The organism is Pedobacter agri (genome assembly GCF_032678665.1).
Classification (GTDB): domain Bacteria; phylum Bacteroidota; class Bacteroidia; order Sphingobacteriales; family Sphingobacteriaceae; genus Pedobacter; species Pedobacter agri_A.
Genome location: NZ_JAVTSH010000002.1, coordinates 624198 through 650984, shown reverse-complemented (window position 1 = coordinate 650984; position 26787 = coordinate 624198). Strand labels below are relative to the sequence as shown.

The window sequence follows — 26787 nt, the reverse complement described above, 5'->3', positions numbered from 1 at the left end:
TAACGGTAATGCTTGCCACCGTTGACGTCTTCAGATAAGTGTCTTGAAATGTGTAATTTACCGTAGCAATACCTGACCAGTTAGTCAGCGGAACAAAGGTCACTACACCAGCATCTGTTACAGAGAAAGTTCCTTTCCCTGAAACCAAAAATGTATTTTCTATACCGGCTGTAGTCGGATCTAAATCGAGGGTACCTTGTGCATATTGTCCAGCAGCATAGCCGAATGTTGGATCGGCGGCGTTTACTTTATCATTGTCATTAACAAGTGGATTCAATACGACACTATTATTAGCACTACCTGTTGCTACATCATTATTAGCGGTTGGAGTATTTAATACAGTAGCAGCTGGCGTAATATTAATATTTCTAATTTCATGAAAATTGGTACTACCGCCAGTAGATGAAGCAAATCCAGCCCGAACATTAGCTGGTATCCTTGCATTCGCAATTGTATATTGGAAATTATTTAAAATAGAAACCCATTTATTTAGTTCGCCAACGAAAACTTCTGCATTTACAAGAAATCCATTTGCGTTACGATCGATATCTAATTTAACTCTCCTATACCCATTGCTCAACTCATTTGTGACCCTACCTGAAACAGACACATTAAATCGGTCTGCCGCAGCAAGTACTTGATCATTTCTTACATTGCTTGCCGTAGGCGGAACTTGGGTAACTTTACCACCTAAAAACAGATACGGAGCATCGTTACCCGTACCACCACCAAATCGTTCTCCGTTAGGTCCAACTGCGCCACGCACAGCAATAATGCCATTAACATCTATCCTATTTGTGATCGGGGCATTGGCAGTATTTAGTATACCACCGGTTTTCGTTTCGGTGGCTACACCATAATTGCCATATTCATCTAATGCAACAGAAATCAAAGCTCCATTCATCCCCTGACCAGCGGCACTATTAGCATTTTGAGCATATCCCAAAGCTCCTCCAAATTGCCCAGGATCAAAACTAGAAGTAGCATTAAATAAATAAAAAACAATTCCATCAGCTCTCGTCCCGCCATAAGTGAAATATTCAAATTCCGCATGAATACCCCTATTGGAAGGGAAAGATTGATTAATATATGCAGTGCCTCTCTTATTTCCCTCATTAGTAGTTAATCTTAACACACCTTCTCCCGCGGGATCTGTTCCGTTACCACTAGTCAAAACTGCACTTTCGCCCAAAGTTATACCTGTTTGAGAATTTGTCTTAAAAGTATTCTTATATGGAAAGATAATTTGCGCATCAGCAGTGCTCAAAAACGCTAAATAAATAAGCGGTAGGAGAAAACATTTAACGAATTTTTGCGTTAAATTAATGTTACGACGAGAATAATTTCGTGTGAAGCCACACGAAGAGGGTAAAGTTTTATTCATATACGGGACGATAAGAGCTGCAACAATTGGGATGATGCAATTTATTTCAAGTCTGTTGGCTATAAATCTTTTACGAAATTTCAAACCTTTTGGTTTTAAAAGCATTAACTTTTACCACCATTGCCCACAGGTATAGCAATTCGGTTACGAAGATATTACATTGCTTTGTCAAATTAATGCAAGGATTAATTTTTGTGTATTATTTATTCTACAAAATAATAAAAATTTGTTTTGTTCGACATAATGGCGACGTTCATTGACTATTTAAGGCTGTTTATTTAATTTCCAACAAGACCTAAGGTTGATTTATGTCAATTTTTATTTTACAACTTTTGGTTGTGTTTTTATTATTGAATTTCAACTTAGCCTAATAAACTACAGCTCTAATCCTCGTCTTCCAGATCTAAATTTGGACAAATCTTCGACATAGTTCAACTTCCCGTTTAGCAAATGATATCCATACATCTTGATTTTCATTTCGTATGAGCAGCTAAAAGCATATTTCAAAGGCAAATTTACCGCAAGGTCTGATCCTTTCACGTCTCAAAATAAAATAGAAATTTGCAAGTAATGTTATCCACTTAAACCAGCAAATCTGCTCATCTCGCCTCACTATTTTTATTTAAAAACCAACCCTGCTTAACGCCATTTCTTCCTACCTTAGCGCCCAAACTTAAATGATCTAGTTAACGCATCCCATTAGACATTTAAAAAGCAATGAAATTTAAAAACATCCTTATCTATTCAGGATTTATTGGAATCCTGTCGCTATCCGCCTGTTCGAAAAAAACTGCCGTTGAAGAAGAAACTCCCGCTGAACCGCCAAAAGCTCCAACTGCTTATGCAATTACCGAAACTTTCGAATCTGGTACGAAAGGTGCGTATGCATTAGACAGCGTTCAGCTATTAACCGGAAAATGGACAATGAGCGATGCCCTGATAGGTAACCTGGCAGCAGATGCCAAAAATGGCGCAAAATCTGTCAGGTTAAGAACAGGTTACCTTTCCATGAATTTTGATGTGGCAGGTGCAAAAATGATTTACGTTTCGCACGCCAAGTACGGTACCGATGCCAATTCTACCTGGCAACTGCTGGCCTCAACAGATGGCGGTAAAACCTATGCCCAGCTAGGCACAGATATTGCAGAAACCAGTACAAGCCTGGTAACTGATTCCTTTAAGGTTAGTACCACAGGTAAAATCCGTTTCCAGATTAAAAAAGCCGGTACCACAAGGATTAATATCGATGACATAATTTTTAAAGGAACTGGTGATCCCGGCATCACCGTTGGCGGTCCTGATACTGACCCAGTTGATAATGGTAACTCCACCACCCCAACGCCTGGAAGAGGAACACCAGACGCTGGTGCAGATGCACCTCCATCAGGTGGCGATAACTCAAATTTGTTATTTGGTAATCCATCTGGCGCCCAGGCTACCGTTGTTTCCGCCGAAAATTACCTGATCGATCAAAAATATTATGTAGAAAGTTACAGCATGTCTCGTGGTACACCAAACTGGGTTAGCTGGCATTTAGATCCCAATAACTTCAATGGTACAGCAACCAGACAAAATGATTTTGCTTCATTTACTGGTTTGCCAACCAATTGGTACCAGGTGCAAAGCAATAGCTATTCAAGCTCCGGTTTCGACAGGGGGCACAATTGTCCAAGTGGCGACCGTACCAGTTCAAGTAACGCCAACTCTGCTACTTTCTTAATGACAAACATGATTCCCCAGGCACCAAACAACAACCAAAAAACCTGGGAATCTTTTGAAAGTTACCTGCGTGCGCAGGCGTTGAATGGTTTCGAAGTTTATGTAATTATGGGCAGTTATGGTACAGGTGGCATTGGTTCGGCAAGTGCATCGGTAGTGAATACCATTAACAACGGAAAGGTAACTGTTCCGGCAAATGTTTGGAAAGTTGCAGTGTTATTGAAAACCGGAGATAATGATATTAGCCGTGTCACCAATTCAACAAGAGTGATTGCAATTAATACACCTAACATCAACAGCACCAGTGCAAGCTGGAAAGATTATATTGTTTCTGTACGTGATATCGAAAGTGCAACAGGTTATAACCTGCTTTCCAACCTACCGCAAAACATTCAGGATGTGGTAGAAAAAGTGAAAGATAGTGGAAACTAATATCAATCTATTAAAGGAAATACATCGACACGAAAATCGATAACTCATTAAAATAAAAATGGGGAACATAGATTTGTTCCCCATTTTGTTTTTGTCGCCTGATGACATTCAAAAGAATGGTTATTCTCTTTTGTTGTCCTTGGCGCTTTGATAAGTCGAGTCAAAACTACCTTTTAGTCACTGTACTTTCCCAACCTCCCGAACATCAGGTGCAATAAGATACCTTCCCGAATAAGTATCAACGATTACCACCATATTTGCCGCACCAGTGGTGGTGAAATACCGATTAGGATAAAATTGTTCACGGGCATCTTTGCTGCTAACTAGAACCAGACAAAGGGAAGCAGCAAGCCCACCGATGGCGAGCGATTTAAAGTCAAATGTAATTTTCATAACGTTTCTTTTTGTGTGTAGCGGTAAGCTACAAAAAATGTTTATGCCATGGCACCACATTCTGCTTTACCACATAAATTTTGCAGAACTTACCTTCACAAAAGACTCAGAAACGGAACGTTAACCGTTTTGCAAAAAAACAACAGGAAATATAAAAACGCTGATTACCTGGTCGCTTTGGCAACATAATCAAGGGTTTGTGTTAGCCAGTTTTTGCCTCGAAGTACAACATCAGGTTTAACACCTGCCCCTTCAATCGAATGCCCGTTTCGGGTAATGATTTCACAGTTAGGGATAAAAAGCCAGAAAATGGTATCAGTATCAGGCGAACGAATTCCCTGTGAGCTGCCCGGATTGCCGGCGCCTGCCGTAGTATCACCTAAAATTGTTGCCCTTTTCATTTCTTTTGCCGTAAGAATAAAATATTCTGCTGCAGAGAAGGTTTGCTTCGAAGCAATGATATAAATGGGTTTATCGAAGAAAGTTGGCCCTTCGGTATAATTAAAGATCACCTCACTTTGATGCCAGTCTTTCTCGCCCTTACATCGTTTTCGAAGTAGCGTTTGGTAGCTTTTATCACGATAAAGAAACTGATTTACAAAAGCACTGCTTGCACCATCTCCGCCAGCATTTTCCGACAAATCAAAAATCAAACTGGAACATCCCGCCAATTTATCCAACACCTTTCTAAATTCCTGGAAGGCAGCTTCGCCTGCAATGCAGGAATTCCATTTGATGTAACCAATATTATTCTTTTCTATATGGTAGTCGCTAATTCCCGCAGCAGATAATTGCGGGCCTTTACTAACCTCTTGAGTAATGGATTCGGAAGTATATGCCGAAATGTTGAAATGTTTATCATGGGTTTCGCTTCGAAGAAAATCGGTAATCATTTGAGCGGCTTTTTCAGCAGATACATGCTCAAACTTTTTTTGGTCTTCCATCGCGGTCAGCTGATCTACAAGTTTGCTTGCCATAACCTGATCAAAGTACTGCTGTTTTAAACTAATTTTCACAAGATTTAGCAACATGGCGACATCTTTTTTGGCTGATATTGCCGGGCTTTGCGAACAAGCGGGCCCGATCATAACCATAAAGACCAAGACAATTTTGAAAAGGATTCGAAGGGACATAAATGATTTTTCTTATAAGATTACGATAAAGTTTAGAGATCACCTAATACAAGACGAACATTCATAACCCATATTTCTTAAACGCAAACTTGCGCTAAAAATAAATCACAATAAAACAACCGGTTACAAACAATTGTATCAGATATCTGTATTATGAGCATGAGATTTTTAATGCTGTTAATGATCGTTTTATTTGGTATCGGATGCCACAACACCAACCCCGAACAGGGCGCCGGAGGAATTAAGGTTGATGAGCCGGTTACCCTATCAAATGATGCCATTGTAGATTCGACCAAGGCCCTCATTGATCAGAAATATGCGCTTCAGAAAAAACTGAGCGAAGGAAAGATCACCGAAACGGCTTATAACGAACAAAACACGATGATTAAAAACACCTTTAAAGTTCTTTTTAATAGCCTTTCAGCAGCCGATACCTTAAAAATTGCAACCTATCAGAAAGAGCGGGCAATGGCTGCTGAAAAAGATTCCATAAAATCAAACAAAGCTCCAAGATGGGAATAAACAAAATAGAGAATAGTAACGACGCTCCTAAACCAACTGGCAAATTCGCTCAAACATTCATTAACCTTTATGAGGTTTTTAGTTTTATCGGACGGTTTTTTAAGGAAGCTTTCCTTCCGCCTTACGAGTTTAAAGAACTGATGCGGCAATGTTATGAAATTGGCTACCGCTCTGCCCTGCTCATTTCAACCACAGGTTTTATCACAGGTTTGGTTTTCACCAAACAATCACGCCCATCACTCTCTGAGTTCGGTGCCACATCATGGTTGCCATCCTTGGTTGGCATTGCCCTTTTACGAACATTGGCTCCCCTTCTTACCGGCCTCATCGCCGCCGGAAAAGTTGGTTCGAGCATTGGCGCAGAATTGGGTTCGATGAAGGTAAGTGAGCAAATCGATGCGATGGAAGTTTCGGCAACCAACCCGTTTAAGTTTTTGGTGACTACACGGGTGCTTGCAGCCACCATTACCATGCCCATTTTAACTTTTTACACGGCAATGGTAGGCATGTTGGGTGCTTTATTAAATGTTTCCGTAAACGAAGGAACAAGTGCAACAACGTTTTTTCAAAGTGCACTGGAAAGCATCACCTTCCTTGATGTAATCGCCTCAACTTTTAAAGCCATTTTGTTTGGTTTCACCATTGCAATTGTCGGTTGCTACCAGGGATACAACTCTTCAAAAGGGACTGAAGGTGTAGGTAAAGCAGCCAATTCATCTGTGGTAACTGCCATGTTTCTCATCTTTATTGAAGAAGTGGTATGCGTACAGATTTTTAGTTTATTCAACACCTAATCGCCAATGGTACAAAAAGATAACATACATGCAAATGCCGAAAAGGTAATCGAAATAGCGCACTTATATAAGGCTTTCGGCAGCTACCAGGTGTTAGAAAATGCCTCGTTAAACTTATACAAGGGTGAAAACCTCGTGGTATTGGGGAAATCAGGAACAGGAAAATCGGTATTAATTAAAATCATTGTTGGTTTACTTCGCCCCGATTCCGGATTGGTTAAAGTGCTTAACAACGTTGTAGATGAAATATCTTATGAAGAACTTCTTGCCTTACGTTTGAGGGTTGGTTTTTCATTCCAGAACAGTGCACTTTATGATAGCATGACGGTAAAAGAAAATCTGGAGTTTCCATTGGTTAGAAACCGGAGAGACATGGGTAAAAATGAAGTGAATGCATTGGTAGAAGAAATGTTGGATGCAGTAGGGCTTTCTCAAACCATAAATCAAATGCCATCGGAGCTTTCTGGTGGGCAGCGGAAACGTATTGGTATTGCCAGAACCTTAATGCTAAAACCAGAAATTATGCTTTACGATGAACCCACTGCAGGCCTCGATCCCATAACCTCGAAAGAAATAAATAAATTGATTAATACTGTACAAGAGCGTTACCACACCAGCGCCATTGTAATTACCCACGATTTAACCTGCGCAAAAGAAACCGGAAACCGGGTTGCCATGCTGGTAGAACGCAGCTTTGAACGCCAGGGAAGCTTTGATGAAATCTTCAATTCCGGAGATCCGCAGGCACAACCATTTTTTGATTACAACTTTATACAATAACCATGAACGACAATAAAAAGAAAATAACGGTTGGAATATTTATCGCCATTGGCATATTAATATTCGTTTTAGGCATTTTTACGTTAGGAAGCCAAAAGAAAACCTTTGTAAAAAGCTTTACCCTAAGTGTAGTTTTTAATGATATTCAGGGATTGAAAAAAGGCAATAATGTATGGTTTTCGGGCGTAAAAATCGGAACCATTAAACGGATTGAATTTTTCGGCACCTCGCAGGTTCGCGTATTTTTAAGCATTGAAGAAGATGTGCACAAATATATCCATAAAGATGCTGGCGCAAGTATTGGCGCTGATGGTTTAATTGGAAATAAAATTGTGGTATTAACCGGAGGAAATCCAAAATTCCCTTTTATTGAAGATGGCGATGTGTTAAAAGTGAACAGCTCATTATCTACCGATGACATGATGAAAACCTTGCAGGTGAACAATAAAAATCTGGTCGATGTAACCGGCGATTTTAAAATACTTGCCCGAAATTTGGTAGACGGGAAAGGTGCAGCAGGTGCTTTGCTTTCTGATGAACAACTAGCCATGAACTTTAAAACCATGGTATCAAATTTGAACCGCATCACCGCTTCAACAGCCCAAACGGCTCAAGACCTGAACACATTTGGAAAAACTTTGAACAGCAAGGATGGCTTGGTGAATAAAATGATGACCGACACGGCCATTTTTGCCAAATTGGAAAGGTCTACCACTACCTTGCAACAAACTGCTCAATCTGCATCAGTAATGGCCGCAAACCTCGAAAAAGCTTCAGGCAAACTAAATACAAGTGATAATGCCGCAGGCTTATTACTAAATGATGCAAAAACTGCAGAACAGGTAAAAGCCATTATGACCAACCTGGAAAAAGGAAGCAAAAAGCTTGATGAAGACCTTGAAGCACTGCAAAGCAATTTCTTATTTAGAGGTTTCTTTAAGAAAAAAGCCCGCGATTCAATCAAAAACAAATAAAAAATGATCAGACTATCTTTTCTAAGATAGTCTGATTGCATAATTTCATGATACAATAATTTAGAATGCCGAAGTGGGTGATTATAGCCCTGCTTTTTTTGATATTGGTTTTGGGCTTGTTTTATGCCCAGAAAAATCAGTTATTAAACATCGGCCGAAACCATGGAACCGCTAAAGGGCGTTATTGAGATGCGCCATTAAGCGAGTTAATCTTTTAAAAAACCCAACCGATTAGCCGAAAACAAATGTTATATTTTCTTAACATTAATAGCGATTAAGCCTTTTTTACCCTGTTCGCTATTGTATTCCACGGTATCACCGGGCTTTAAATCTTTCACCAATAACCCGGTAACATGCACAAACAAATCTTCTGAATTGCTATCGGGCGTGATAAAACCAAAGCCCTTCTCGCTGTTATACATTTTAACTTTTCCTTGTTCCATATTTTTTAAATAACCGATCGGAATACATTTCCCGTTGGGTAAGGTAAGGTTAAATGTTCAATAAATTGTTAGTCGATTATTCGAAGATCCATTAACATCATTTACTTAAATAACCTAAATGAAAATGCCCCCCAAAACTGGAGGGCATTCACTGACTTATGCTCAACCTAATGGTTGATAAATCATGTTAATTAAATCGTCCCGTTGATTTATTCTAACAACATAAAAATAACCACAACGTGGTAAGAAACATCAACAAGTCGATCAAAAGCCATAATAAATAGACCAATCTAAAAATTGTGGTTATGCCTGGCTATCTTCTAATCCGTGCCGGTGAAAAAGCGATGAGATATGATGAACCGGCTGATTCCCTAATCAATGCATCTGTTAACTTTATTTTTGCATAAGCTTTCATATTGGTGAGCACGCTATCACAAAAATCATTGATGAATTTCGAATCAACCTCAACAGATACTGTTGGATAATATTCATGTTCTATCTTCGTCTTTTCGGCTTCATTTACCTGATGGATCTTCCATCCTTCGTGAGCAAGAATGCCATTTTCATCATTAGAATTATTCAGGTGAAATAAAAATACTTTTGCCGCCTGGGCGATACTGTCTTTTTGCATAATATTTAATAAGGGCTCTCCACATTCGCACGGCATTATTCATTTGTAATAAATAACATTCAAGTCAGATAGCAAGCATTCAGCAATTGCCAAAGCACTATTCCTAATATCAGTCAAAATCGAAACAATATTGCACGCAGATTCACTGCAAAAAACAGTTTAGCGTGATCGAAAAGAGTTTTAATGAGCAGTAAAGATACGAAACCCAAGCTGATAATAGATGGTATTGCTGTGCTTTTGCCATTCTTTCGAGGTATAAATACCCAATATACTTCAACACACAGATTTTACCTCATTCCAGGAATTGTAAATACTACCTTTAGAAACCCCTAAATGCCTCGATATGAAAAAAATAATGGTTGTCGATGATGATCCTTCGACACTTGATGTAATCACATTATTATTTGAAATGGAAGGATATGAGGTTTTAGGTTTGAAAAACTGTATGCAACTTTACGAGGCCATAAGCAGATTTTCGCCAAGCATCATCTTAATGGATGTGATTATGGGTTCAATTGACGGCCGTGACATTTGCAAGGAACTTAAAAATTCTCCACACCGAAACATTCCGGTATTATTGATGTCGGTTGTAAACGGATTTTATAAGGATGCAGAAAAGCCCCTATTTTCTGATGATTTTATTGAAAAACCGTTTGACGTGGAAGTGATGTTGACTAAGGTATACGCTTTGATTGGAGCAACTGGCAGCGATAACCTTGCTTAGCCCTCAATGAACGCCGAAATGCAAAGAAATAAAACTTTGTAAGTAACACCGTGTTGTATATTACAAACACTAAGGATATGGCAAATAAAGAAAACGGCGACGATAAAGCTAAAACGAAAGGAACCTCTAAAGAGAAAGCTAGTTTTGATCAGAATGGAAAAGGTGCTTCGGAGAAATATGGCCAGGCAGGCGAAACGCCAAACGAATCGCAAGCGGAAGAAGGCGCTGGTACAACAAATAAAAATCGAAAATAAGGAGTGCTTTGAGCAATCCTTATTTTTCGTAGATACTCATTTTCTCAGCAAGTTCGATAATACTTTTGATCTTTAACTTTTGAAAAAGTCTGAGTTTATAAGTACTTACCGTTCCCATTTGTAGGTTCAACTGGTTAGAAATTTCCAGAACACCAACACCTTTAGTTAACAATTCTGCAACTTCTAACTCTCTACCTGATAGTTTGGTAAATGGATTATCTGCATCATTACCCAAAATGCTATTAAACATATTTTCTTTAACATTTCTGCTTGAATAGCGGCTACCGGCTAATATGGTGGTTATTGCCGTAACAATTTCAGATTCCTCTGCATTCTTGGTAAGGTAACCTGATGCGCCCGATTTTAGGTAAGGCACTGCGTAAATGTTCTCATTTAAGGAAGAAAAAACCAATATTTTGGCATTGGGTTGAACCAATTTGATTTGGTCAATCACCCTCAGATTATTTCCGCCAGGTAAATTTACATCGATGATGATCATATTTGGCGATTTCTCGGTTTCAACCAATGCTTGTTCGAGTGTTCCGGCACAAATGATTTCTACACCAGCCCAAAAGTCAGATATTAAACTTTTTAGGCCTCTGCGAATAATTTCGTGGTCATCGGCAATCAGTACCGTAAATGTACTCCCTGTATTCTTTGGTTTCATGTTTAACGATTATGTTGCAATTTAATAATTTGTAACGTTTTTAACTAATTTTGTAAATCTTTTTATTCAAATAACGACTACCTTTGCACAATTCAATGTGTAAACTTTATTATACATAAGTTTACACTTTTATACAGTTAGAAAACGCGTGGCGTGGCTATCCTTATATTTGGTTTAATGAATGAGTAGGCAATTGAAATTTCATGTGTTCCACCGCTATAACCTTGTAATGGCCCGATAGAAAAATCATAACCATAACCAATCCTTAATTTCTCAGATGGAAAAATCTGAATGGCTGCTACAGCAGAATTTCTTTGTGATAAATCTTTTTGTAAATAACTTTTATCGTAAAGTTTAACTCCGGTACGGTAAGATCCACCTATCCATAAAAATTCTTTAATCATTAAAAACGCATTTACATCCAAACTGGTTGGCCCGCCCCGATCATCTTTTATCAGAAATGATGGTTTTAGCTGAAAGTTTTCGTTAATCGGAAACAAGGCACCAGCTGTTAAATAATAATGTGGTTTTGGTTGAGGGATAAAAGCATAACGATCGATATTGATGTAAGTTGCAATCAGGTTATCAGCAGAAAAACCTGCGTAAAATTTATCGTTGGCAAAATAAACCCCTGCCCTGGCATCGGGCACAATGGTGCTTTGAACACCCACCGGTTGGAAAGGTTCCGGATCATTAGGGTTTAACATTGATCCATCAATGCCCAGCTGCGCCATGCCCACACCCAATCCTAAAGCCAGTCGGGAGCTACCATCATCGTTTAATCGAATCCGGTAAGCATAGTTTCCGTAAACGGCTAGATTGGTTTGTGCACCCAGTTTATCACTCGATACCTGAAGCGCCAAACCTACGTTTCCGCTGTTGGCAATCGCATCAACGGCAAGCGACATACTTTTCGGCGCCCCTGTGATGCCTGTCCACTGGCTACGGTAAAAACTGTGCACATTCAATACCTCTTTATAACCTGCATAAGCCGGGTTAATGTAAATGCCGTTAAACATGTACTGGCTATACTGGGCATCTTGCTGAGCCGAAACCGGCCTTGCAAAAAATAAAATGGAACACCCAACTAACAATAATAGTTTCTTCATCATTACCTTGCCCTTAATTTTTAAATGCACGAATTAGCGTAATATATCCTTTAAATACCTGCCAAGGCGCTGAAGCGTTTTCTTTAACCCGAAGTAAATAATAATATGTTCCTTCATTTAGTCCCTCACCCGACCAGTTGTTTTGGTAGTTATTGGATTTATACACCTCATTACCCCATCTGTTCACAATCACTAAATCATTTTGAGCAAACAGGTTAAGTCCGCGAATTTCAAACAAGTCATTAATCCCATCACCATTTGGTGTAAATAAGTTTGGAACAAAAAGGTTGCTTCCATCAACAGAATACTTTGTGAAGTATGCGCCGTTCGCCGCCATATCATTACCAACCAATACATTAGATCGTGTATGAATTCCAAGGGCAGGATTGGTTCCAGATACAACATCCCAATTTGAGCTACCTAAATAGCGGGTAATCGATGCGCTCGCATCAACAAATTTGGAGCCATTTGTATTCTGATTATGTTGTAACGTAATCGTGGTTTGAACAGGAGCTGAAGAATATATGTTCCAGGTACGATCCATTCCTTGTACAGAAGTAATTCCCGGAAGGTTAGCAGCTGAATAATTTTGTACGCTTACATAAAGTTTGCTGGCCGATTGAGGTGTTAATGTTGCAGGAGTATAATCACCTTCGGCAATACCTACCGGGAATACAAATGCGGTACTACCTGAAAATTCTTTTACCATATGCCCGGTAATGCTGTTTCCGGTAACCACCATTCTGTTTTGGTTATAGTTTGTAATTTTACCCGCAGCATTAAAAGCAAGATTATTTCCATTTAAAATAATGTTTGCGCCATTTGTTGCCAGATCGAGGGTGCCGCCAATATTTAAGGTTGCAGCCAATACACCCGATGGATTTGCGGTGTTATAACCCGGGTCAGCTACATCAGTTAATGTGGCGTTATTTCTATTTCTATGCTCAATAATCAACTCAATAAAATTGCTGTTATTACCATCGATCATGGTTGAACTGGCAGGCATGTCTGGGTAAAACGGATTATCAGCTGGATTGTAGATTACAATTTTTCCCGAACCAGAAAACTTGGCGCCCGGAGCTATCCATATATTTTTGCTGTAAATTTCTAATATTCCATTAATCACCCAATTGGCATTGGGTCCAAAATATGTTCCCTCAGCATATCGTGTTTCAGTATTTCCAACCGATACAATCACGGCAGAGTCGTCGACAGTTTTACTACCCGCCCCCGTTTGCGCATAAATTTTCGAACTGCTGATGAACAGAAAAATCAAAAGTAGAATAGGGATAATTTTCTTTCTCATTTTCTTAATTCTTGATAATTTTAGCTGGAAGCATTGGATTGGTGATGATGTTGCACAAGCGCACTTCAATAGAAACTTCTTTTGAATAAATTGTACAACTGTTTGCTGAACTTAATTTTGCCCGAATTTTAAGTTGATCGCGATCAATTGATGGACTGGTGAATTTCACCGCTGAACCATTAGGCGTTACCTCGTTAACAAAAGTATTAACAGTTAAAGACGACCACGTAGATGTGGTTTTATTAAAATATTCCCAAACCACTGTTGCTGCATTACTTTGTAGGCTAATCGTTTTTTCGTCGTCAGCACACACGAAGAAATTGTCAGCCAAGTCTTGAGTGATCACTGGCAACGCATAAATATCAACCCTGAAAGGCACTTTTGGACCAAAACATGTCGTTCCATTTTTAGTTAATCCTTCAGCAACGAAATAATTATAGGTACCTGCCGTTGTTGGGTTTGGCACAGATGATAACGGATTAGTATCATTTGCATTATTGAAGTAATACAATTGATTACCATTTGCTGCGCCTGCTGGTGACAATTGATTATTAAAAGCAACCGGACTTCCAGAACACCAGTTAAGATTATTCACTATCGGCTGTGTAGTTACCTTTTCAAGCGAAGTTTCTAACTTTAGGAAACACCCTGAAGTCATGCCTTCTAACACGGCGTAATATGGTGTTGCATTGCCATCATTGCTTAAAGGAAAATTTCCAGAAATTAAAGAACTTTCATATCCTGCAACCGCTGGACTCACTGAATAAAATTTGCTACCCAATGGATAAGCTGAAGTAATAGTACTGCGTGGAATTGCATTTCCAGGTGATGAACAAAAGGCCTTAAACTGCTTTATTCCATTGTTCACTCCTACCGGGCAATTATCTATAAAAGCTTGCGATGGTACAATGTTCATTTGGAATGGATCGCGGATAGGTGTATTGCCGCAATCTGGATTGTATCCAATAACGAAGCCGTTATTAATCGCAATACCGGAATTTGTACCTGTACCTTTAAAACTACCATCTAAATTAATAACCAGACCACAAGCTCCTCCAGTTGTCAAAATGGTACAATCGTTGGTTACCCTAATGCGGTATTTTAACTGGGCTAATATGGTATTCGGATCAGCAGGTTTAATTAAGTTACCCACCGTCCAGGTTAGTTTTCCTCCAGGTGTAATGTTTGGATCAGTTGCGCCAGACGGGTGCGACCAAACAACTGAAGTTCCTGAACCTATAGTTACGTTCGAACTTACATAGTGCACATTATGAGGTAAAGGGATTTCAACCACCCCATTGGTTATGGGTTCAGTACCCTTGTTATAAATATTTGAGGTAAAGTCAATGGTTTGATTGGGACCAACAGTTCCATTATTAGGAACACTGGATTCATTGGCGTTGTAAACCTGAACTTCTGGGATGTAGGCATCAACAGCAAAAGTGATATTAAAAATATTATAGTAATCACCACTAGAACCATAGCGAAAAGATGTAGTAGTCTGATTATTATTTATCAAGACATTATCACTATTGTTAAGATTGAACATAGCGATATCTATCCCGTCATTATCAACATTATTAGGAACTCTATTATTGCCTCCCGTAAATATGGATGAATTGAAGAAGTTATCAGTACTGTTAGATGCGTGAGAAAGTGGTGTAAAACTAGAGGTTAACCTACGCTGAATACTGAAATAATCTCCGGTAACAGAACGATCTCCTTCTCCAGCCATAAATCCCATTTTGATATTAACATTCCCATTCTGTACAGCCTGAAAACCAGATACATTTAATGTTCCATAATTACTACTGGATGAAGAGCCTTTCACATATCCAAAACCATCGAAAACGGTAATATTTCGCCATGGTAAAGCAGCGTTTTCGTAAACAACTACAAGTCCCCATCCGGCATAATAGCCGATTCTTGGGTTAGTTAGTCCATCTGAACCCTCGAAAGTTGCAATATTAGCGACAGAATAAGTACCGGTTTTTGCTGCACTAACCAAATCGGTTACATCATAAAATGCAGTGTACATACCGGAAACATCCGATGCGCCATAAAAAATATCGGTAGCCGTTAAGTCAACATAATTTGCAGCACCTGGAACTTTAAATTTTACATTTTTCTTGTTCATTCCATTACCGGCATTTCCTGCTTTACTAAGTATATCTCCAGAATTATCATCTCCTCGACCAGTCCAATAAAGGCCGGCAAAGACAATTTTTGTACAGGCGAGATTAGCATTTGAAGGCAAAACGAAATCGGCAGATGACGAGTTTTTAATATTAGTATTTAGTAAATCTCCAACCAGCTTATTAAACACCATATTATAGCCATTATCTGGTCCTGTGGCACTTTTAGCATTTGAATTTCCAATCATGTTAAAATCTCCTTGAAGATTATAAATAGACTTTCCTTGATAACTACCAGGTGCTAATTGCGAAGTTCTTGGCGTAAATGCCTTTTTAATTATTGCTTGAGAAAATGCGTTAAAACTTAAGCCTAGTAACCCGATAGTTACTATAATTTTTAATGCAGCAATTAAGTTGATCTTAAAATTGATTTTCATGGCTGCATACATTACGAAGAAGTACGGGTTTCGTTAATTATAACCTCTATATCTTTTGATACAGAAGAAGACGATTTTAAATTACCAAGCAATATTTTCACTTCGTCTATACTCAGCTCACCTTTGCAATTAATAAGCAGATATTTAAGGTTCGGGAAGTATGTTAGATAACTATCATCAAATGTAAACGACTTGCTTTTTTCTATTGCTAATGAAATAACTTCTACACTTTTGAAAGAATTTAATAAATTTCCATTTTTCAGTGCCGCAATTTGCTTGTAGTTTAATTCTATGGCGCTAACGGAGCCTTTTTCTGCCCAAAGGATAATAGGCTTTTCTTCTTGAGAGATGAAGATTTTAGGAACAGTGCCAAAAAACAATAATTCAAGATCTTCTTTTTGTGAAGTTGTTAAGCCTTTTATTTTATTGCTATACGTATCTATCTTTGTAATTTGTGCTTTTAGCCCCAAAGTGAAGCAAAAGCATAATATAAATAGGATTTGAATTGATCTTTTCATGGTCTTGATTATTTAACAACGAATACAATGTTAGCAAATGAGGTAGTTTTTGCTTTACCAATTACGTTGTAGGTCATTACTCCTGAAGTTGTAACTGAAGTTACAGTAATAACCGCAGGATCTACATAAGTAACATAGTATTCGAGGTCAGTTGCATTTGGTAAAAATGGAATGCTTTTTTGTGTACCAGTACTATTCATAGCGGCAGGTACGTTTTCGAACTGTGCCTTGTAAAGATTATAAAGATCTACCGTTTTACCGTTACTAATGCTTGCCACATCTAACACAATTGATGGCATATAAAACCATTTTGGTGTAGCAGCATTTACCAACCTTAAAACCCCACTTGTTGGGTCCGCTACAACTAGTTTATCGGTAGTGGCACTTGTTGTTGGTAAGCCAGCGATAGCTAGAGTATTTGTACCATTGGTAGTAATTGCAGTTGGTGTAGTTAAAGCACCACCCAACTGAATGTTGTTAGCCGTTTTATTTAAACCATTGCTAGCAGTTGTATTGTCGCCTAATGTAGATTGATCTACCCATTGTGTAGTCCCGGCAGCGTTTGTAATTAAAACCTGACCCGTTGTGCCAGTGGCAATCTGATTATTTGTAACCTTACCTGCCATGTTTTGCAAATTCAATTTAGTCTCATCCACATCTATTGAAAAAGCTTTTAAAGCAGCACCAGTTGGGTTACCACCCAACAACACTTTATTACTGTTAGCCGTAACATTTGCACCGGTAGTAATTGCAGCAGCATTTACTGAAAGTGCACCATCTGTAGCCACTACAACTGAACCATTCCCCTGTTTCACCACTCCTGAAGCTGTACCATTTGCCGTAGCAACATTCACCGTATAAGCTGTATTGCCGGTTGTACTCGGAGTAGTTGGCGATACCGTAACATTTGTGCCTGCCAATACCGTAGTAGTTTTTTGAGCGGCTTGTATTGCTGGTGTTAAATCTAAAGCTGGTGTGGTGGCTACACCATTAACCGTGCTTATTAACTTTTTGTCGGCATCTAGCGCTAAAGTATTTGTATTAATAATTGGAGCTGTTTGCGAAACGCCATTTACATTACTTGTTAACGTATTTGTTGATGAACTTAACACGTTTGTAGTTGCTGGAATCAGGGTTGATGGATTTACCCAGGTTGTTGTACCTGTATTGTTAGTGGTTAAAACCTGACCTGTAGTTCCTGGCGTAATGGCCACATTCACATCTTTTAATGTTGAGTTTCCACCGTTGGTTACCGTAATTCCGGTACCTGTAATTCCTTTTGTTGAAGTTAAATTCGCATCGGTCAGTGTTACCGTCGATTCAACGTTGTTTACTTTACTTTTCAAGGTATTGCCAGTTAAAGTAAGTTCATTGGTGGTAGCAGGAAATAATGCTGATTGATCTACCCATTGGGTTGTTGTACCATCTGCCTTAGTAATTAATACCTGATTGGCAGCACCAGTAGTGATCTGGTTATTGGTTACTTTCCCTCCTATGTTAGATAACGTTAATTTTGATTCGACTACATCAACTGAATATTCTGTATTGTTGCCAGCAGTTCCAGCACCCGTTGTCACTACCGAAACTTTATCTGTAGCATTTTTCACTGAAGTTGTTTTTTGTGCTGCTGCGATGGCTGGTGATAAATCCAATGCCGGTGTTGTTGCAACACCGTTAACAGTGCTTACTAGTTTTTTGTCAGCATCTAATGCTAAAGTATTGGAATTGATAATATTTACTGCCGTTCCTGTTTTACCGTTTACTGTAGTGGTTAAGCTATTTGCAGAAGATGTATTGCTTACCGAAGTTGCATCAGCTTTATTAACCCATTCTGTAGCTGTGCCAGCTGCATTGGTTGTTAAAATCTGACCTGCTGTACCTGGTTTTATCGAAAGGCTTACATCTTTTAAAGTTGCTCCGTTGCCGCCATTCACCATAATATCAATGCCTGAAAGCACCTTCGAACTCACTACACTCGCATCAGTAATGGCTTTATAGGTTACATTACCGGTTGCATCTGCGGTAGCTACTTTATTTGCATCCGTTCCATCAGTTGCTGCACCTAACTTTGTTGCAGTAACAGCTTTATCTTTAATGTTGATGGTTACATCTTTCAGTAGTGAAATACCAGCATTAGCAGATAATGATAAATCTGTAGAATTTAATGCTTTACCAGTTGTAATTGCAGCAGCATCAACAGAAAGCGCACCATCTGCAGCTACCATTACTGAACCATTTCCTTGTTTTACAACACCTAAGGCAGTACCATTTGCAGTTGCAACGTTCACTTTGTACTGATCAGTTGCAGTACCTGAACCTGTAACAGTTGTATTTGTACCATTGATTATTTTTGTTTCTGAACCTGTTACCAGCGTTGTTAAATCCGTATAAGTTACATTACCTGCTGCATCAGCCGTTGCTACTCTATTTAAACTTGTACTTGTACCAGCGGTTAATTTAGCAGCCGTTACGTTTTTATCTTTAATATCTGTTGTCTCCACCGCATCGTTAGCGATTTTTGCAGTAGTAATCGCATTATCAGCAATACCTAATTTCACATCTTTTAAAACAGCATCTGTTCCATCACCTGCCGGACTATTTACTGTGATTCCATCTCCAGTGATTGCTTTTTTATTCGCAAGGGATGTTGCGTCAAATGTTTTGTAAGTTACACCTCCTGTTCCATCTGCAGTTGCTAACTGACCAGCAGTAGCACTGTCAGAATTTAACATGGTTGCGGTAATTGATTTAGCTTTTACCGTTGCCACAACATTTTTCAAAGTCGCACCATTGCCATCAGCAAATGTGATCTGATCAGATGTTAGGTTACCCGCATTCAACACATCATTAGCACCGACAGTTGGCTTTTTGCCTACCCAAGCTCCGTTTTCAAAAGTTAACACCTCGTTGGCAGCCGGAGCGGTAGCACTTACAGGTGTTCCCTGTAATTTCACAACTTTAGTTGCGTTAGCAGCACCAGTTACATCGCCAGCTAAAGTAATGTTTGCCAAATCAGCTGCAACAGTATATGTGGTTACGTTGCCAGCGGTTGCTGTTGTAACCGTTGTACCTGAACCCGCCGCTACTACCGAAGTTTTTTGTCCTGATTGAATCGCATCTTTCAGATCAACCGCAGCACCAGTTGTACCATTTACTGTAGTGGTTAGAGCGGTACCCGTGATGTTATTACTCACCGATGTACTTCCGGCAATTCCATCTACGGTAGACCATACTACATTTCCAGCGCCGTCATATCCTAAAACCAATTTATTGGTTCCTGCTGGGGCATTGATTTTTTTGGTTGTAATGGAGTTATCATTAATCTTCAGATCAGTTGTTTCTAAAACTGCACCAGCCAGTGAATTTGAATTGTTTACGCTGATAATTCCATCAGTTGTGATGTCTTTTTTACCTGTTAAAGTAGCTGGGCTGAGATTTTGATAAGTTACTACACCATTTGCATCCGCAACCCCTACTCTTCCAATGGTTCCCGCTCCGGCATCTAGTTTGGTAGCGGTGATCGCCTTATCAGCAACTTTGTCCGTTGTGACAGCATTGTTGGCTAATTTAGCAGTTGTAATTGCTGAATCTTTTACTTCAACTTTATACTCAGTGTTTTTACTATTTGCAGCACTCGCAGCGGAAGTTATACTCGTAGTCATGCTTTCCACAACACTGGAAGTTAATTGATTTGCTTCTACCAAGTCTTTAATCGCGATGGTTTTCGAAACACCTTTTGAATCCGTGTATGTTAAAGCGTTGGTGGTTTTATCGTAAACCAAAGCGGTAGTGTTTAGCGGTAAAGCGGTTACCACACCTTTGCCATCTGTATAGTTTAACGTGTTGGTTGCTTTATCATAAGCCAAAGCGCCATCGTTCAAGTCGATCAGTTTCGAAACACCGTCTTCACCTGTGTAGGTCAGTTCGTTTTTAGTGTTGTCGTAAGTTAAAGTGGTTTTGGTTTCGTTTGCCGCAACTAAATCTTTAATCGCGATGGTAGTTGAAACACCTTTTGAATCCGTGTAAGTTAAAGCGTTGGTGGCTTTATCGTAAACCAAAGCAGTGGTGTTTAGCGGTAAAGCGGTTACGACACCTTTGCCATCTGTATAGTTTAACGTGTTGGTTGCTTTATCGTAAGCCAAAGCACCATCGTTCAAGTCGATCAGTTTCGCAACACCATCTTCACCTGTGTAGGTCAGTTCGTTTTTAGTGTTGTCGTAAGTTAAGGTGGTTTTGGTTTCGTTCGCCGCAACCAAATCTTTAATCGCGATCGTGGTTGAAACACCTTTTGAATCGGTATAAGTTAAAGCGTTGGTAGCTTTATCGTAAACCAAAGCGGTAGTGTTTAAAGGCAATGCAGTTACCGCACCTTTGCCATCTGTATAGTTTAACGTGTTGGTTGCTTTATCATAAGCCAAAGCACCATCGTTCAAGTCGATCAGTTTCGAAACACCGTCTTCACCTGTGTAGGTCAGTTCGTTTTTAGTGTTGTCGTAAGTTAAAGTGGTTTTGGTTTCGTTTGCCGCAACTAAATCTTTAATCGCGATGGTAGTTGAAACACCTTTTGAATCCGTGTAAGTTAAAGCGTTGGTGGTTTTATCGTAAACCAAAGCAGTGGTGTTTAGCGGTAAAGCGGTTACGACACCTTTGCCATCTGTATAGTTTAACGTGTTGGTTGCTTTATCGTAAGCCAAAGCACCATCGTTCAAGTCGATCATTTTCGCAACACCATCTTCACCTGTGTAGGTCAGTTCGTTTTTAGTGTTGTCGTAAGTTAAGGTGGTTTTGGTTTCGTTCGCCGCAACTAAATCTTTAATCGCGATGGTTGTCAAAACACCTTTCGAATCGGTATAAGTTAAAGCATTAGTTGCTTTATCGTAAACCAAAGCAGTAGTGTTTAAAGGCAATGCAGTTACCGCACCTTTGCCATCTGTATAGTTTAACGTATTGGTTGCTTTATCATAAATCAAAGCGCCATCGTTCAAATCAATCACTTTCGCAACACCGTCTTCACCTGTGTAGGTCAGTTCGTTTTTAGTGTTGTCGTAAGTTAAAGTGGTTTTGGTTTCGTTCGCAGCAACTAAATCTTTAATCGCGATGGTAGTTGAAACACCTTTTGAATCCGTGTAAGTTAAAGCGTTGGTAGCTTTATCGTAAACCAAAGCAGTGGTATTTAAGGGTAAAGCAGTTATCACACCTTTACCATCTGTATAGTTTAACGTGTTGGTTGCTTTATCGTAAGCCAAAGCACCATCGTTCAAATCAATCAGTTTCGCAACACCATCTTCACCTGTGTAGGTTAGTTCGTTTTTAGTGTTGTCGTAAGTTAAAGTGGTTTTGGTTTCGTTCGCCACAACTAAATCTTTAATCGCGATCGTGGTTGATACACCTTTTGAATCGGTATAAGTTAAAGCGTTGGTAGCTTTATCGTAAACCAAAGCGGTAGTGTTTAAAGGCAATGCGGTTACCGCACCTTTGCCATCTGTATAGTTTAACGTATTGGTTGCTTTATCATAAGCCAAAGCGCCATCGTTCAAATCAATCACTTTCGCAACACCGTCCTCACCTGTGTAGGTCAGTTCGTTTTTAGTGTTATCGTAAGTTAAAATGGTTTTGGTTTCGTTCGCCGCAACTAAATCTTTAATCGCGATGGTAGTTGAAACACCTTTTGAATCTGTGTAAGTTAGAGCATTAGTTGCTTTATCGTAAACCAAAGCAGTGGTATTTAAGGGTAAAGCAGTTACGACACCTTTGCCATCTGTATAGTTTAACGTGTTGGTTGCTTTATCGTAAACCAAAGCACCATCGTTCAAATCGATCAGTTTCGCAACACCGTCTTCACCTGTGTAGGTCAGTTCGTTTTTAGTATTGTCGTAAGTTAAAGTGGTTTTGGTTTCGTTCGTTTTTACAATCTGTGAAATATTTATTGTTTGCTTCGTCCCACTGTTATCTACATAGGTAAAATTAGCGCCATCATAGAAAACGTTACCACCAGTGTTTTTAACGATATTTTCGATAATCGTTCTTACCGAATTGTCATTTGCAATGGTTTGAAAGTTTGAAATCACATTAGCCGGAACATTGATGATGGTTTGTTTACCATCTTCAGCAGTATAAGTGTAAGTTCCGTTTTTGTTATCTATTAAAGTAGTGATCGTTTCATTTGCTTTTACGAGTTGTGAAATATTGATGGTTTGCTTTACACCATTATTATCTACATAGGTAAAATTAGCGCCATCATAAAAAACGTTGCCACCAGTGTTTTTAACGATATTTTCGATAATCGTTCTTACCGAATTGTCATTGGCGATGGTTTGAAAGTTTGAAATCACATTAGCCGGAACATTGATGATGGTTTGTTTACCATCTTCAGCAGTATACGTGTAAGTTCCGTTTTTGTTATCTATTAAAGTAGTGATTGTTTCGTTGGCTTTTACGAGTTGAGAGATATTGATGGTTTGTTTAACACCGGCGTTATCAATGTAGGTAAAGTTAGTACCATCGTAAGAAACATTACCGCCAGTACTCTTCAAAATATTCTCAAGAATAGTTCTTACTGAATTATCATTGGCAATGGCCTGGAAGTTATTAATAACATCTGCCGGTACGTTGATGATCGTTTTGTTTCCGTTCTCAGAAGTGTATAGATAGGTTCCGTTTTCCTGCTTCACTAAAAACGTAAGCGTCTCATTCTTTTTCACTACATCTTTCAAATCAACCACCACTGGTAAGTTTGTAGTAGGATCGGTAAAAGTTATGGTATACGTTACTGGATTATACGCTATAGCTGATGCTTGTCCTCCTCGAGCCAGAATCCATTTTGTACCATCATTATAATAAATACCTGGAACAACATCAGTTACGGTCTGCGTATTATAAACCATCATCCCTGCTGTATGAGCAGCAAGTGGCGATGGGTCTTTGGAGCCCTTCAGGGAGACTCTTGAAAATAGCAATCCCTTGTTCGTACTTTCTAACTCAAGTATGGCGTCTTTATTTGGCAAGTTATTTTGCGCAACAGTACCATCTTTCATTTTTTGTTGAGCGAAAGCACCTAAAATGCTTAATGTAAGACTCAAAACCAGCAGTAAACGTTTTTTCATTTTTTAATAGATATTGTGAGCGTTGTCTTATTTTTGTAATTCCTCGTTTTTCAAACCATCCCTAAAATTCTTCCTAAAATTCAATTTACATTAGGAAAAGTTTAATTTCAATAATGCCTTATCTAGCTGATTTGAAATAAGTTTTAGCATAAAAAGCAACTATAAATCATGGTATTTTAAGGGCGGCAAAACTATGTTAAAATAAAGACATCTACAAGTGGCAAATTCAGTCGATTCTAGAGCGATTGATTGTACAAATAATGTCAAAAACTGTATTATCAATACTACAAAGCAAATAAAAAAAGCAATTGATTCCATTATCAGTATGAATGACCAGTTTCGGAGCATTTACTTTTTTGATAATAATCAACAACTTTCTAACACCATGTAGTATTTATAGTACAAATTTAAAGTGAAAACTTATAACCCTATATAGCGAAAAAGGGCCAATCTCCCTGTGAGGAATTGGCCCTTTTTTGTACTAGGTAAAATATGAATGAATTTTTCTGAACTATATTTTAGCTCTGATTCGGCTTAAGGTTTCCAGTCGCACAGCGAGGAATGAGGCGATGTATTTTAATGAAACACGGTTGATCAAATCAGGAAAAGAAACTAAAAATCGTTTATATCTTTTTTCTGCTGAGGAAATCCTGCAGAGATAGGCTCTTTCTTCAGCTGACCGATAATAAAGCTCCATCATCTTTCGGCCAACTATATTTGCTTCAGCAAAATTCTCGTATAGGTATTCGGATAAAACATGGGGAATTGCAATCAAATCTACATCTTCCAGGGCTTGCAAATATTCATCAGAATCACCATCAACCCAAAGGTTACGGATGGTACCTACAATTTCGTTTTCTTGAGCAATCCAGGTCGTTATTTCCGAAACGCCATCCTTAATAAATCCTCTTACTACACCTTTTACAATAAGGAATAAATATTTATTACGATCAACAGGAGAAACCAGGTATTTATTTTTTTTGTAGCTGATAGGAAAAGTATGCTGATTGATGCGCTTTTCAATTTCATCATTGAGTGGATGAAATTTTTTAAATATCGAAATTAGGGGAGAAAAATTATTGTATTTCTTCCACCTATCTTCATCAGATAAATTAACTGCAATCATTTATAACAAATTGGGAGATAGACAATATTCTAATTAACACTAGAACGACTACGTAATAATAGGAAGATTGATCGATAAAAAGAAGTTTTTTTTGACTTTTCTCAATTTTTTAGTGTTTTACAGGACTTTTTCAACCCCCAAACCAAACAGTGCAAAATCATATTTAACAGGATCATTTTCATCAAACTGGCGTAAATTACTGGTGAGTTCTACCCCTGTAAGCCAATCTGTTTGTTTTCTTGTTATTAACCCCAGCAAACGTCCTACCCGATCGACATGAACATCACAAGGACAAATTAGATGTGCTGGTTTTATCGTGTTCCAGATTCCGAAATCGACCTGCATTTCATCTTTCCTCACCATCCACCTTAAAAACATATTTAAACGTTTACAGGTTGACTTTTGCTTTGGTGAGGAAATATGTTTTTTTGTACGGTGAGGAAAATCTTCTAGAGAAAAGAAATAATCACGAAAATGATTTAGCGCATGTTCAACGTTGAAGCCAGGCGCTCCTACTGAGTAGGATGTTGATGATTCGATATCATTAATTTCTTTTGGAATAAAGGCTTGTTCTAAGCTTTCAAACGCCTTATAATGATTCTTAAAGAAAGATATAAAGTAAAGCAAATCGGTATCGTTAAACGTCCGATGTTTGAAGTTCAACAGCTTTTTGAGGTCTTGATCTTGATGATTTAATACAAAATCATAAGGAGAATTATCCATCCTGGCTAGCAATTCCTTACATTTATTAATAATCGTTTTTCGTTGCCCCCATGCCAGTATCGCTGCAAAAAAACCGGAAATTTCAATATCCTGTTTCTTTTTAAATAAATGCGGAATGCAAATTGGATCATTCTCGATAAAGCCTGGCTGATTATATTGCTGTACTTTGCTATCCAGAAAATTTTTAAGGTCTAAAAAATCCATTGGTGTTTATAATAAAATGTCATCCAACCGATAGGCACATTGCTTAACGACTGGATGACAAAATGATCTGCAAATGCAGCAATAGTAAAGGTTTATATTTATCTCAATGCATTTTCCAAATCTTCAAGCAAATCGTCGATATCTTCTACACCAACACTTAAACGCAACAAATTATCGGTAACGCCAACTTTCTCACGTTCTTCTTTTGGAATTGAACCATGAGTCATTGTTGCAGGGTGATTAATTAAGGATTCAACTCCACCCAATGATTCTGCCAAGGTAAATACCTTAAAATTGGATGAAATGCGAAAAGTTTCCTGCAGATCGGCATCTTTTAAAGTAATCGAAATCATGCCACCAAAACCACGCATTTGTTTTTTAGCAACATCATGATTTGGATGGTCTTCAAACCCAGGCCAGTAAATTTTATCAACTTTGGGATGTGTTTTAAGGTAGTGCGCAATACGCTCACCATTTTCACAGTGCGCTTTCATTCTCAGGTGCAAAGTTTTAATCCCCCTTAAAACCAAAAATGAATCTTGTGGACCAGGTGTTGCACCACAAGCATTGTAGATAAACCAGAGATCTTTATACAATTGTTCATCATCGGTAATTAAAGCGCCCATTACCACATCAGAGTGACCGCCAATGTATTTAGTTACCGAATGCATTACGATGTCGGCACCTAAATCAATCGGGTTTTGTAAATAAGGTGAAGCAAAAGTATTATCAACTGTTAAAATCAGCTTTTTTTCCTTAGTGATTTTTGCCACTCCTTCAATATCAACGATTTGCATGGTCGGGTTGGTTGGGGTTTCAATCCAAACCAGCTTTGTTTTATCATTGATATAAGGCAACATATTTTCAGGTTTTGATAAATCCAGAAAATGAAATTTGATGCCGTATTTGGTGAAAATTTTAGTGAAAATGCGATAAGATCCACCATATAAATCGTTTCCTGTAATTACTTCATCGCCTGGTTGAAGCAATTTCAAAACTGCATCAGTAGCGCCCATACCACTCGAAAATGCTAAACCATATTTAGCGTTTTCTAATGCAGCAAGGCAATCTTCTAAAGCCTTTCTCGTAGGATTTGTACCTCTAGAATATTCGTACCCCTTATTATCTCCCGGAGATTTCTGCCAGTAGGTAGAGGTTTGATAAATTGGTGTCATCACTGCACCTGTTGTTGGATCAGGTTCTTGGCCTGCATGTATAGCTTTTGTTCCGAATTTCATTTTATTAGTATTAAGATGTAAAAATCAAGTATCGAGGT

General features: G+C 38.6%; 21 protein-coding genes. 7 read left to right on the top strand and 14 right to left on the bottom strand.

The features are described from left to right. Positions 1-1384: hypothetical protein (locus R2Q70_RS06415; protein ID WP_316806807.1), on the bottom strand; the 1384-nt coding region annotated here is incomplete at its 3' end. A 717-nt stretch (positions 1385-2101) separates the two neighbouring features. Here R2Q70_RS06415 and R2Q70_RS06410 point away from each other — a divergent pair. Then, positions 2102-3535 (top strand): DNA/RNA non-specific endonuclease, encoded by a 1434-nt coding sequence (locus R2Q70_RS06410; RefSeq protein ID WP_316806806.1) that lies wholly within the window; start codon positions 2102-2104, stop codon positions 3533-3535. A 177-nt stretch (positions 3536-3712) separates the two neighbouring features. Here R2Q70_RS06410 and R2Q70_RS06405 read toward each other — a convergent pair whose 3' ends face one another. Together R2Q70_RS06405 and R2Q70_RS06400 are read right to left on the bottom strand one after the other, a co-directional pair. Continuing rightward, a complete protein-coding gene (locus R2Q70_RS06405; protein WP_316806805.1) occupies positions 3713-3928 on the bottom strand; it encodes a hypothetical protein in 216 nt (71 codons plus the stop codon). 164 nt (positions 3929-4092) lie between these two features. Beyond that, positions 4093-4959, bottom strand: a complete 867-nt coding sequence (locus R2Q70_RS06400) for a S41 family peptidase (protein WP_316806804.1) — start codon at positions 4957-4959, stop codon at positions 4093-4095. A 282-nt stretch (positions 4960-5241) separates the two neighbouring features. On the opposite strand from R2Q70_RS06400, the gene R2Q70_RS06395 reads away from it, so the two are divergent. The 4 genes from R2Q70_RS06395 to R2Q70_RS06380 are packed head-to-tail and all read left to right on the top strand — an operon-like array spanning position 5242 to position 8131. Then, positions 5242-5583: a hypothetical protein gene (locus R2Q70_RS06395; protein WP_316806803.1), complete on the top strand. Its 342-nt coding sequence runs from the start codon at positions 5242-5244 to the stop codon at positions 5581-5583. Then, positions 5574-6377, top strand: coding sequence for an ABC transporter permease (locus R2Q70_RS06390; RefSeq protein ID WP_316806802.1), 804 nt, complete (start codon positions 5574-5576; stop codon positions 6375-6377). Before R2Q70_RS06395 ends, R2Q70_RS06390 begins: the two co-directional genes overlap by 10 nt. Before the next feature lie 6 nt (positions 6378-6383). Next, positions 6384-7157: an ABC transporter ATP-binding protein gene (locus R2Q70_RS06385; protein ID WP_316806801.1), complete on the top strand. Its 774-nt coding sequence runs from the start codon at positions 6384-6386 to the stop codon at positions 7155-7157. A 2-nt stretch (positions 7158-7159) separates the two neighbouring features. Next, positions 7160-8131, top strand: a complete 972-nt coding sequence (locus R2Q70_RS06380) for an MlaD family protein (RefSeq protein ID WP_316806800.1) — start codon at positions 7160-7162, stop codon at positions 8129-8131. A 248-nt stretch (positions 8132-8379) separates the two neighbouring features. On the opposite strand, the gene R2Q70_RS06375 is transcribed toward R2Q70_RS06380, so the two are convergent. Then, a complete protein-coding gene (locus R2Q70_RS06375) occupies positions 8380-8574 on the bottom strand; it encodes a cold shock domain-containing protein (RefSeq protein WP_316806799.1) in 195 nt (64 codons plus the stop codon). A 313-nt stretch (positions 8575-8887) separates the two neighbouring features. Next, the gene (locus R2Q70_RS06370; RefSeq protein ID WP_316806798.1) at positions 8888-9205 is read right to left on the bottom strand and encodes a hypothetical protein; all 318 of its coding nucleotides are present in this window, start codon (positions 9203-9205) and stop codon (positions 8888-8890) included. A gap of 343 nt (positions 9206-9548) precedes the next feature. Between R2Q70_RS06370 and R2Q70_RS06365 the strand changes: the two genes are divergently transcribed. Both R2Q70_RS06365 and R2Q70_RS06360 read left to right on the top strand, forming a co-directional pair. Continuing rightward, a complete protein-coding gene (locus tag R2Q70_RS06365) occupies positions 9549-9929 on the top strand; it encodes a response regulator transcription factor (protein WP_316806797.1) in 381 nt (126 codons plus the stop codon). Positions 9930-10006: 77 nt separating this feature from the next. Next, on the top strand, positions 10007-10183 hold the full coding sequence (locus tag R2Q70_RS06360) for a hypothetical protein (RefSeq protein WP_316806796.1): 177 nt from the start codon (positions 10007-10009) through the stop codon (positions 10181-10183). Between the two features lie 19 nt (positions 10184-10202). Here R2Q70_RS06360 and R2Q70_RS06355 read toward each other — a convergent pair whose 3' ends face one another. From R2Q70_RS06355 to R2Q70_RS06315, 9 genes are all read right to left on the bottom strand, one after another. Further along, positions 10203-10850 carry a response regulator transcription factor gene (locus tag R2Q70_RS06355; RefSeq protein WP_316806795.1) on the bottom strand — a complete coding sequence of 216 codons (648 nt, stop codon included), beginning with the start codon at positions 10848-10850 and terminating at the stop codon, positions 10203-10205. 137 nt (positions 10851-10987) lie between these two features. Continuing rightward, entirely contained in the window at positions 10988-11962 is a 975-nt protein-coding gene (locus R2Q70_RS06350; protein ID WP_316806794.1) for a type IX secretion system membrane protein PorP/SprF, read from the bottom strand. Between the two features lie 10 nt (positions 11963-11972). Further along, the gene (locus R2Q70_RS06345) at positions 11973-13265 is read right to left on the bottom strand and encodes a gliding motility-associated C-terminal domain-containing protein (protein WP_316806793.1); all 1293 of its coding nucleotides are present in this window, start codon (positions 13263-13265) and stop codon (positions 11973-11975) included. 4 nt (positions 13266-13269) lie between these two features. Beyond that, positions 13270-15837 (bottom strand): hypothetical protein, encoded by a 2568-nt coding sequence (locus R2Q70_RS06340; protein WP_316806792.1) that lies wholly within the window; start codon positions 15835-15837, stop codon positions 13270-13272. A gap of 11 nt (positions 15838-15848) precedes the next feature. Further along, complete coding sequence (locus tag R2Q70_RS06335; protein ID WP_316806791.1) at positions 15849-16355, bottom strand: hypothetical protein; 507 nt, start codon at positions 16353-16355, stop codon at positions 15849-15851. Positions 16356-16363: 8 nt separating this feature from the next. After that, positions 16364-23458 (bottom strand): hypothetical protein, encoded by a 7095-nt coding sequence (locus R2Q70_RS06330; RefSeq protein WP_316806790.1) that lies wholly within the window; start codon positions 23456-23458, stop codon positions 16364-16366. A gap of 511 nt (positions 23459-23969) precedes the next feature. Further along, a complete protein-coding gene (locus tag R2Q70_RS06325) occupies positions 23970-24584 on the bottom strand; it encodes a Crp/Fnr family transcriptional regulator (RefSeq protein WP_316806789.1) in 615 nt (204 codons plus the stop codon). A gap of 117 nt (positions 24585-24701) precedes the next feature. After that, positions 24702-25511, bottom strand: coding sequence for a TIGR02757 family protein (locus R2Q70_RS06320; protein WP_316806788.1), 810 nt, complete (start codon positions 25509-25511; stop codon positions 24702-24704). Positions 25512-25609: 98 nt separating this feature from the next. Then, positions 25610-26749 (bottom strand): cystathionine gamma-synthase, encoded by a 1140-nt coding sequence (locus tag R2Q70_RS06315; protein WP_316806787.1) that lies wholly within the window; start codon positions 26747-26749, stop codon positions 25610-25612. Positions 26750-26787 lie beyond the last annotated feature (38 nt).

Bases quoted from the DNA above. Each gene is read 5' to 3' on its own strand.
- R2Q70_RS06400 (WP_316806804.1), bottom strand. From the start codon at position 4,959: ATGTTGCTAAATCTTGTGAAAATTAGTTTAAAACAGCAGTACTTTGAT.
- R2Q70_RS06410 (WP_316806806.1), top strand. From the start codon at position 2,102: ATGAAATTTAAAAACATCCTTATCTATTCAGGATTTATTGGAATCCTG.
- R2Q70_RS06320 (WP_316806788.1), bottom strand. From the start codon at position 25,511: ATGGATTTTTTAGACCTTAAAAATTTTCTGGATAGCAAAGTACAGCAA.
- R2Q70_RS06315 (WP_316806787.1), bottom strand. From the start codon at position 26,749: ATGAAATTCGGAACAAAAGCTATACATGCAGGCCAAGAACCTGATCCA.
- R2Q70_RS06340 (WP_316806792.1), bottom strand. From the start codon at position 15,837: ATGAAAATCAATTTTAAGATCAACTTAATTGCTGCATTAAAAATTATA.
- R2Q70_RS06385 (WP_316806801.1), top strand. From the start codon at position 6,384: ATGGTACAAAAAGATAACATACATGCAAATGCCGAAAAGGTAATCGAA.
- R2Q70_RS06345 (WP_316806793.1), bottom strand. From the start codon at position 13,265: ATGAGAAAGAAAATTATCCCTATTCTACTTTTGATTTTTCTGTTCATC.
- R2Q70_RS06355 (WP_316806795.1), bottom strand. From the start codon at position 10,850: ATGAAACCAAAGAATACAGGGAGTACATTTACGGTACTGATTGCCGAT.
- R2Q70_RS06370 (WP_316806798.1), bottom strand. From the start codon at position 9,205: ATGCAAAAAGACAGTATCGCCCAGGCGGCAAAAGTATTTTTATTTCAC.
- R2Q70_RS06405 (WP_316806805.1), bottom strand. From the start codon at position 3,928: ATGAAAATTACATTTGACTTTAAATCGCTCGCCATCGGTGGGCTTGCT.
- R2Q70_RS06365 (WP_316806797.1), top strand. From the start codon at position 9,549: ATGAAAAAAATAATGGTTGTCGATGATGATCCTTCGACACTTGATGTA.
- R2Q70_RS06335 (WP_316806791.1), bottom strand. From the start codon at position 16,355: ATGAAAAGATCAATTCAAATCCTATTTATATTATGCTTTTGCTTCACT.
- R2Q70_RS06375 (WP_316806799.1), bottom strand. From the start codon at position 8,574: ATGGAACAAGGAAAAGTTAAAATGTATAACAGCGAGAAGGGCTTTGGT.
- R2Q70_RS06395 (WP_316806803.1), top strand. From the start codon at position 5,242: ATGATCGTTTTATTTGGTATCGGATGCCACAACACCAACCCCGAACAG.
- R2Q70_RS06330 (WP_316806790.1), bottom strand. From the start codon at position 23,458: ATGAAAAAACGTTTACTGCTGGTTTTGAGTCTTACATTAAGCATTTTA.
- R2Q70_RS06350 (WP_316806794.1), bottom strand. From the start codon at position 11,962: ATGATGAAGAAACTATTATTGTTAGTTGGGTGTTCCATTTTATTTTTT.
- R2Q70_RS06325 (WP_316806789.1), bottom strand. From the start codon at position 24,584: ATGATTGCAGTTAATTTATCTGATGAAGATAGGTGGAAGAAATACAAT.
- R2Q70_RS06380 (WP_316806800.1), top strand. From the start codon at position 7,160: ATGAACGACAATAAAAAGAAAATAACGGTTGGAATATTTATCGCCATT.
- R2Q70_RS06360 (WP_316806796.1), top strand. From the start codon at position 10,007: ATGGCAAATAAAGAAAACGGCGACGATAAAGCTAAAACGAAAGGAACC.
- R2Q70_RS06390 (WP_316806802.1), top strand. From the start codon at position 5,574: ATGGGAATAAACAAAATAGAGAATAGTAACGACGCTCCTAAACCAACT.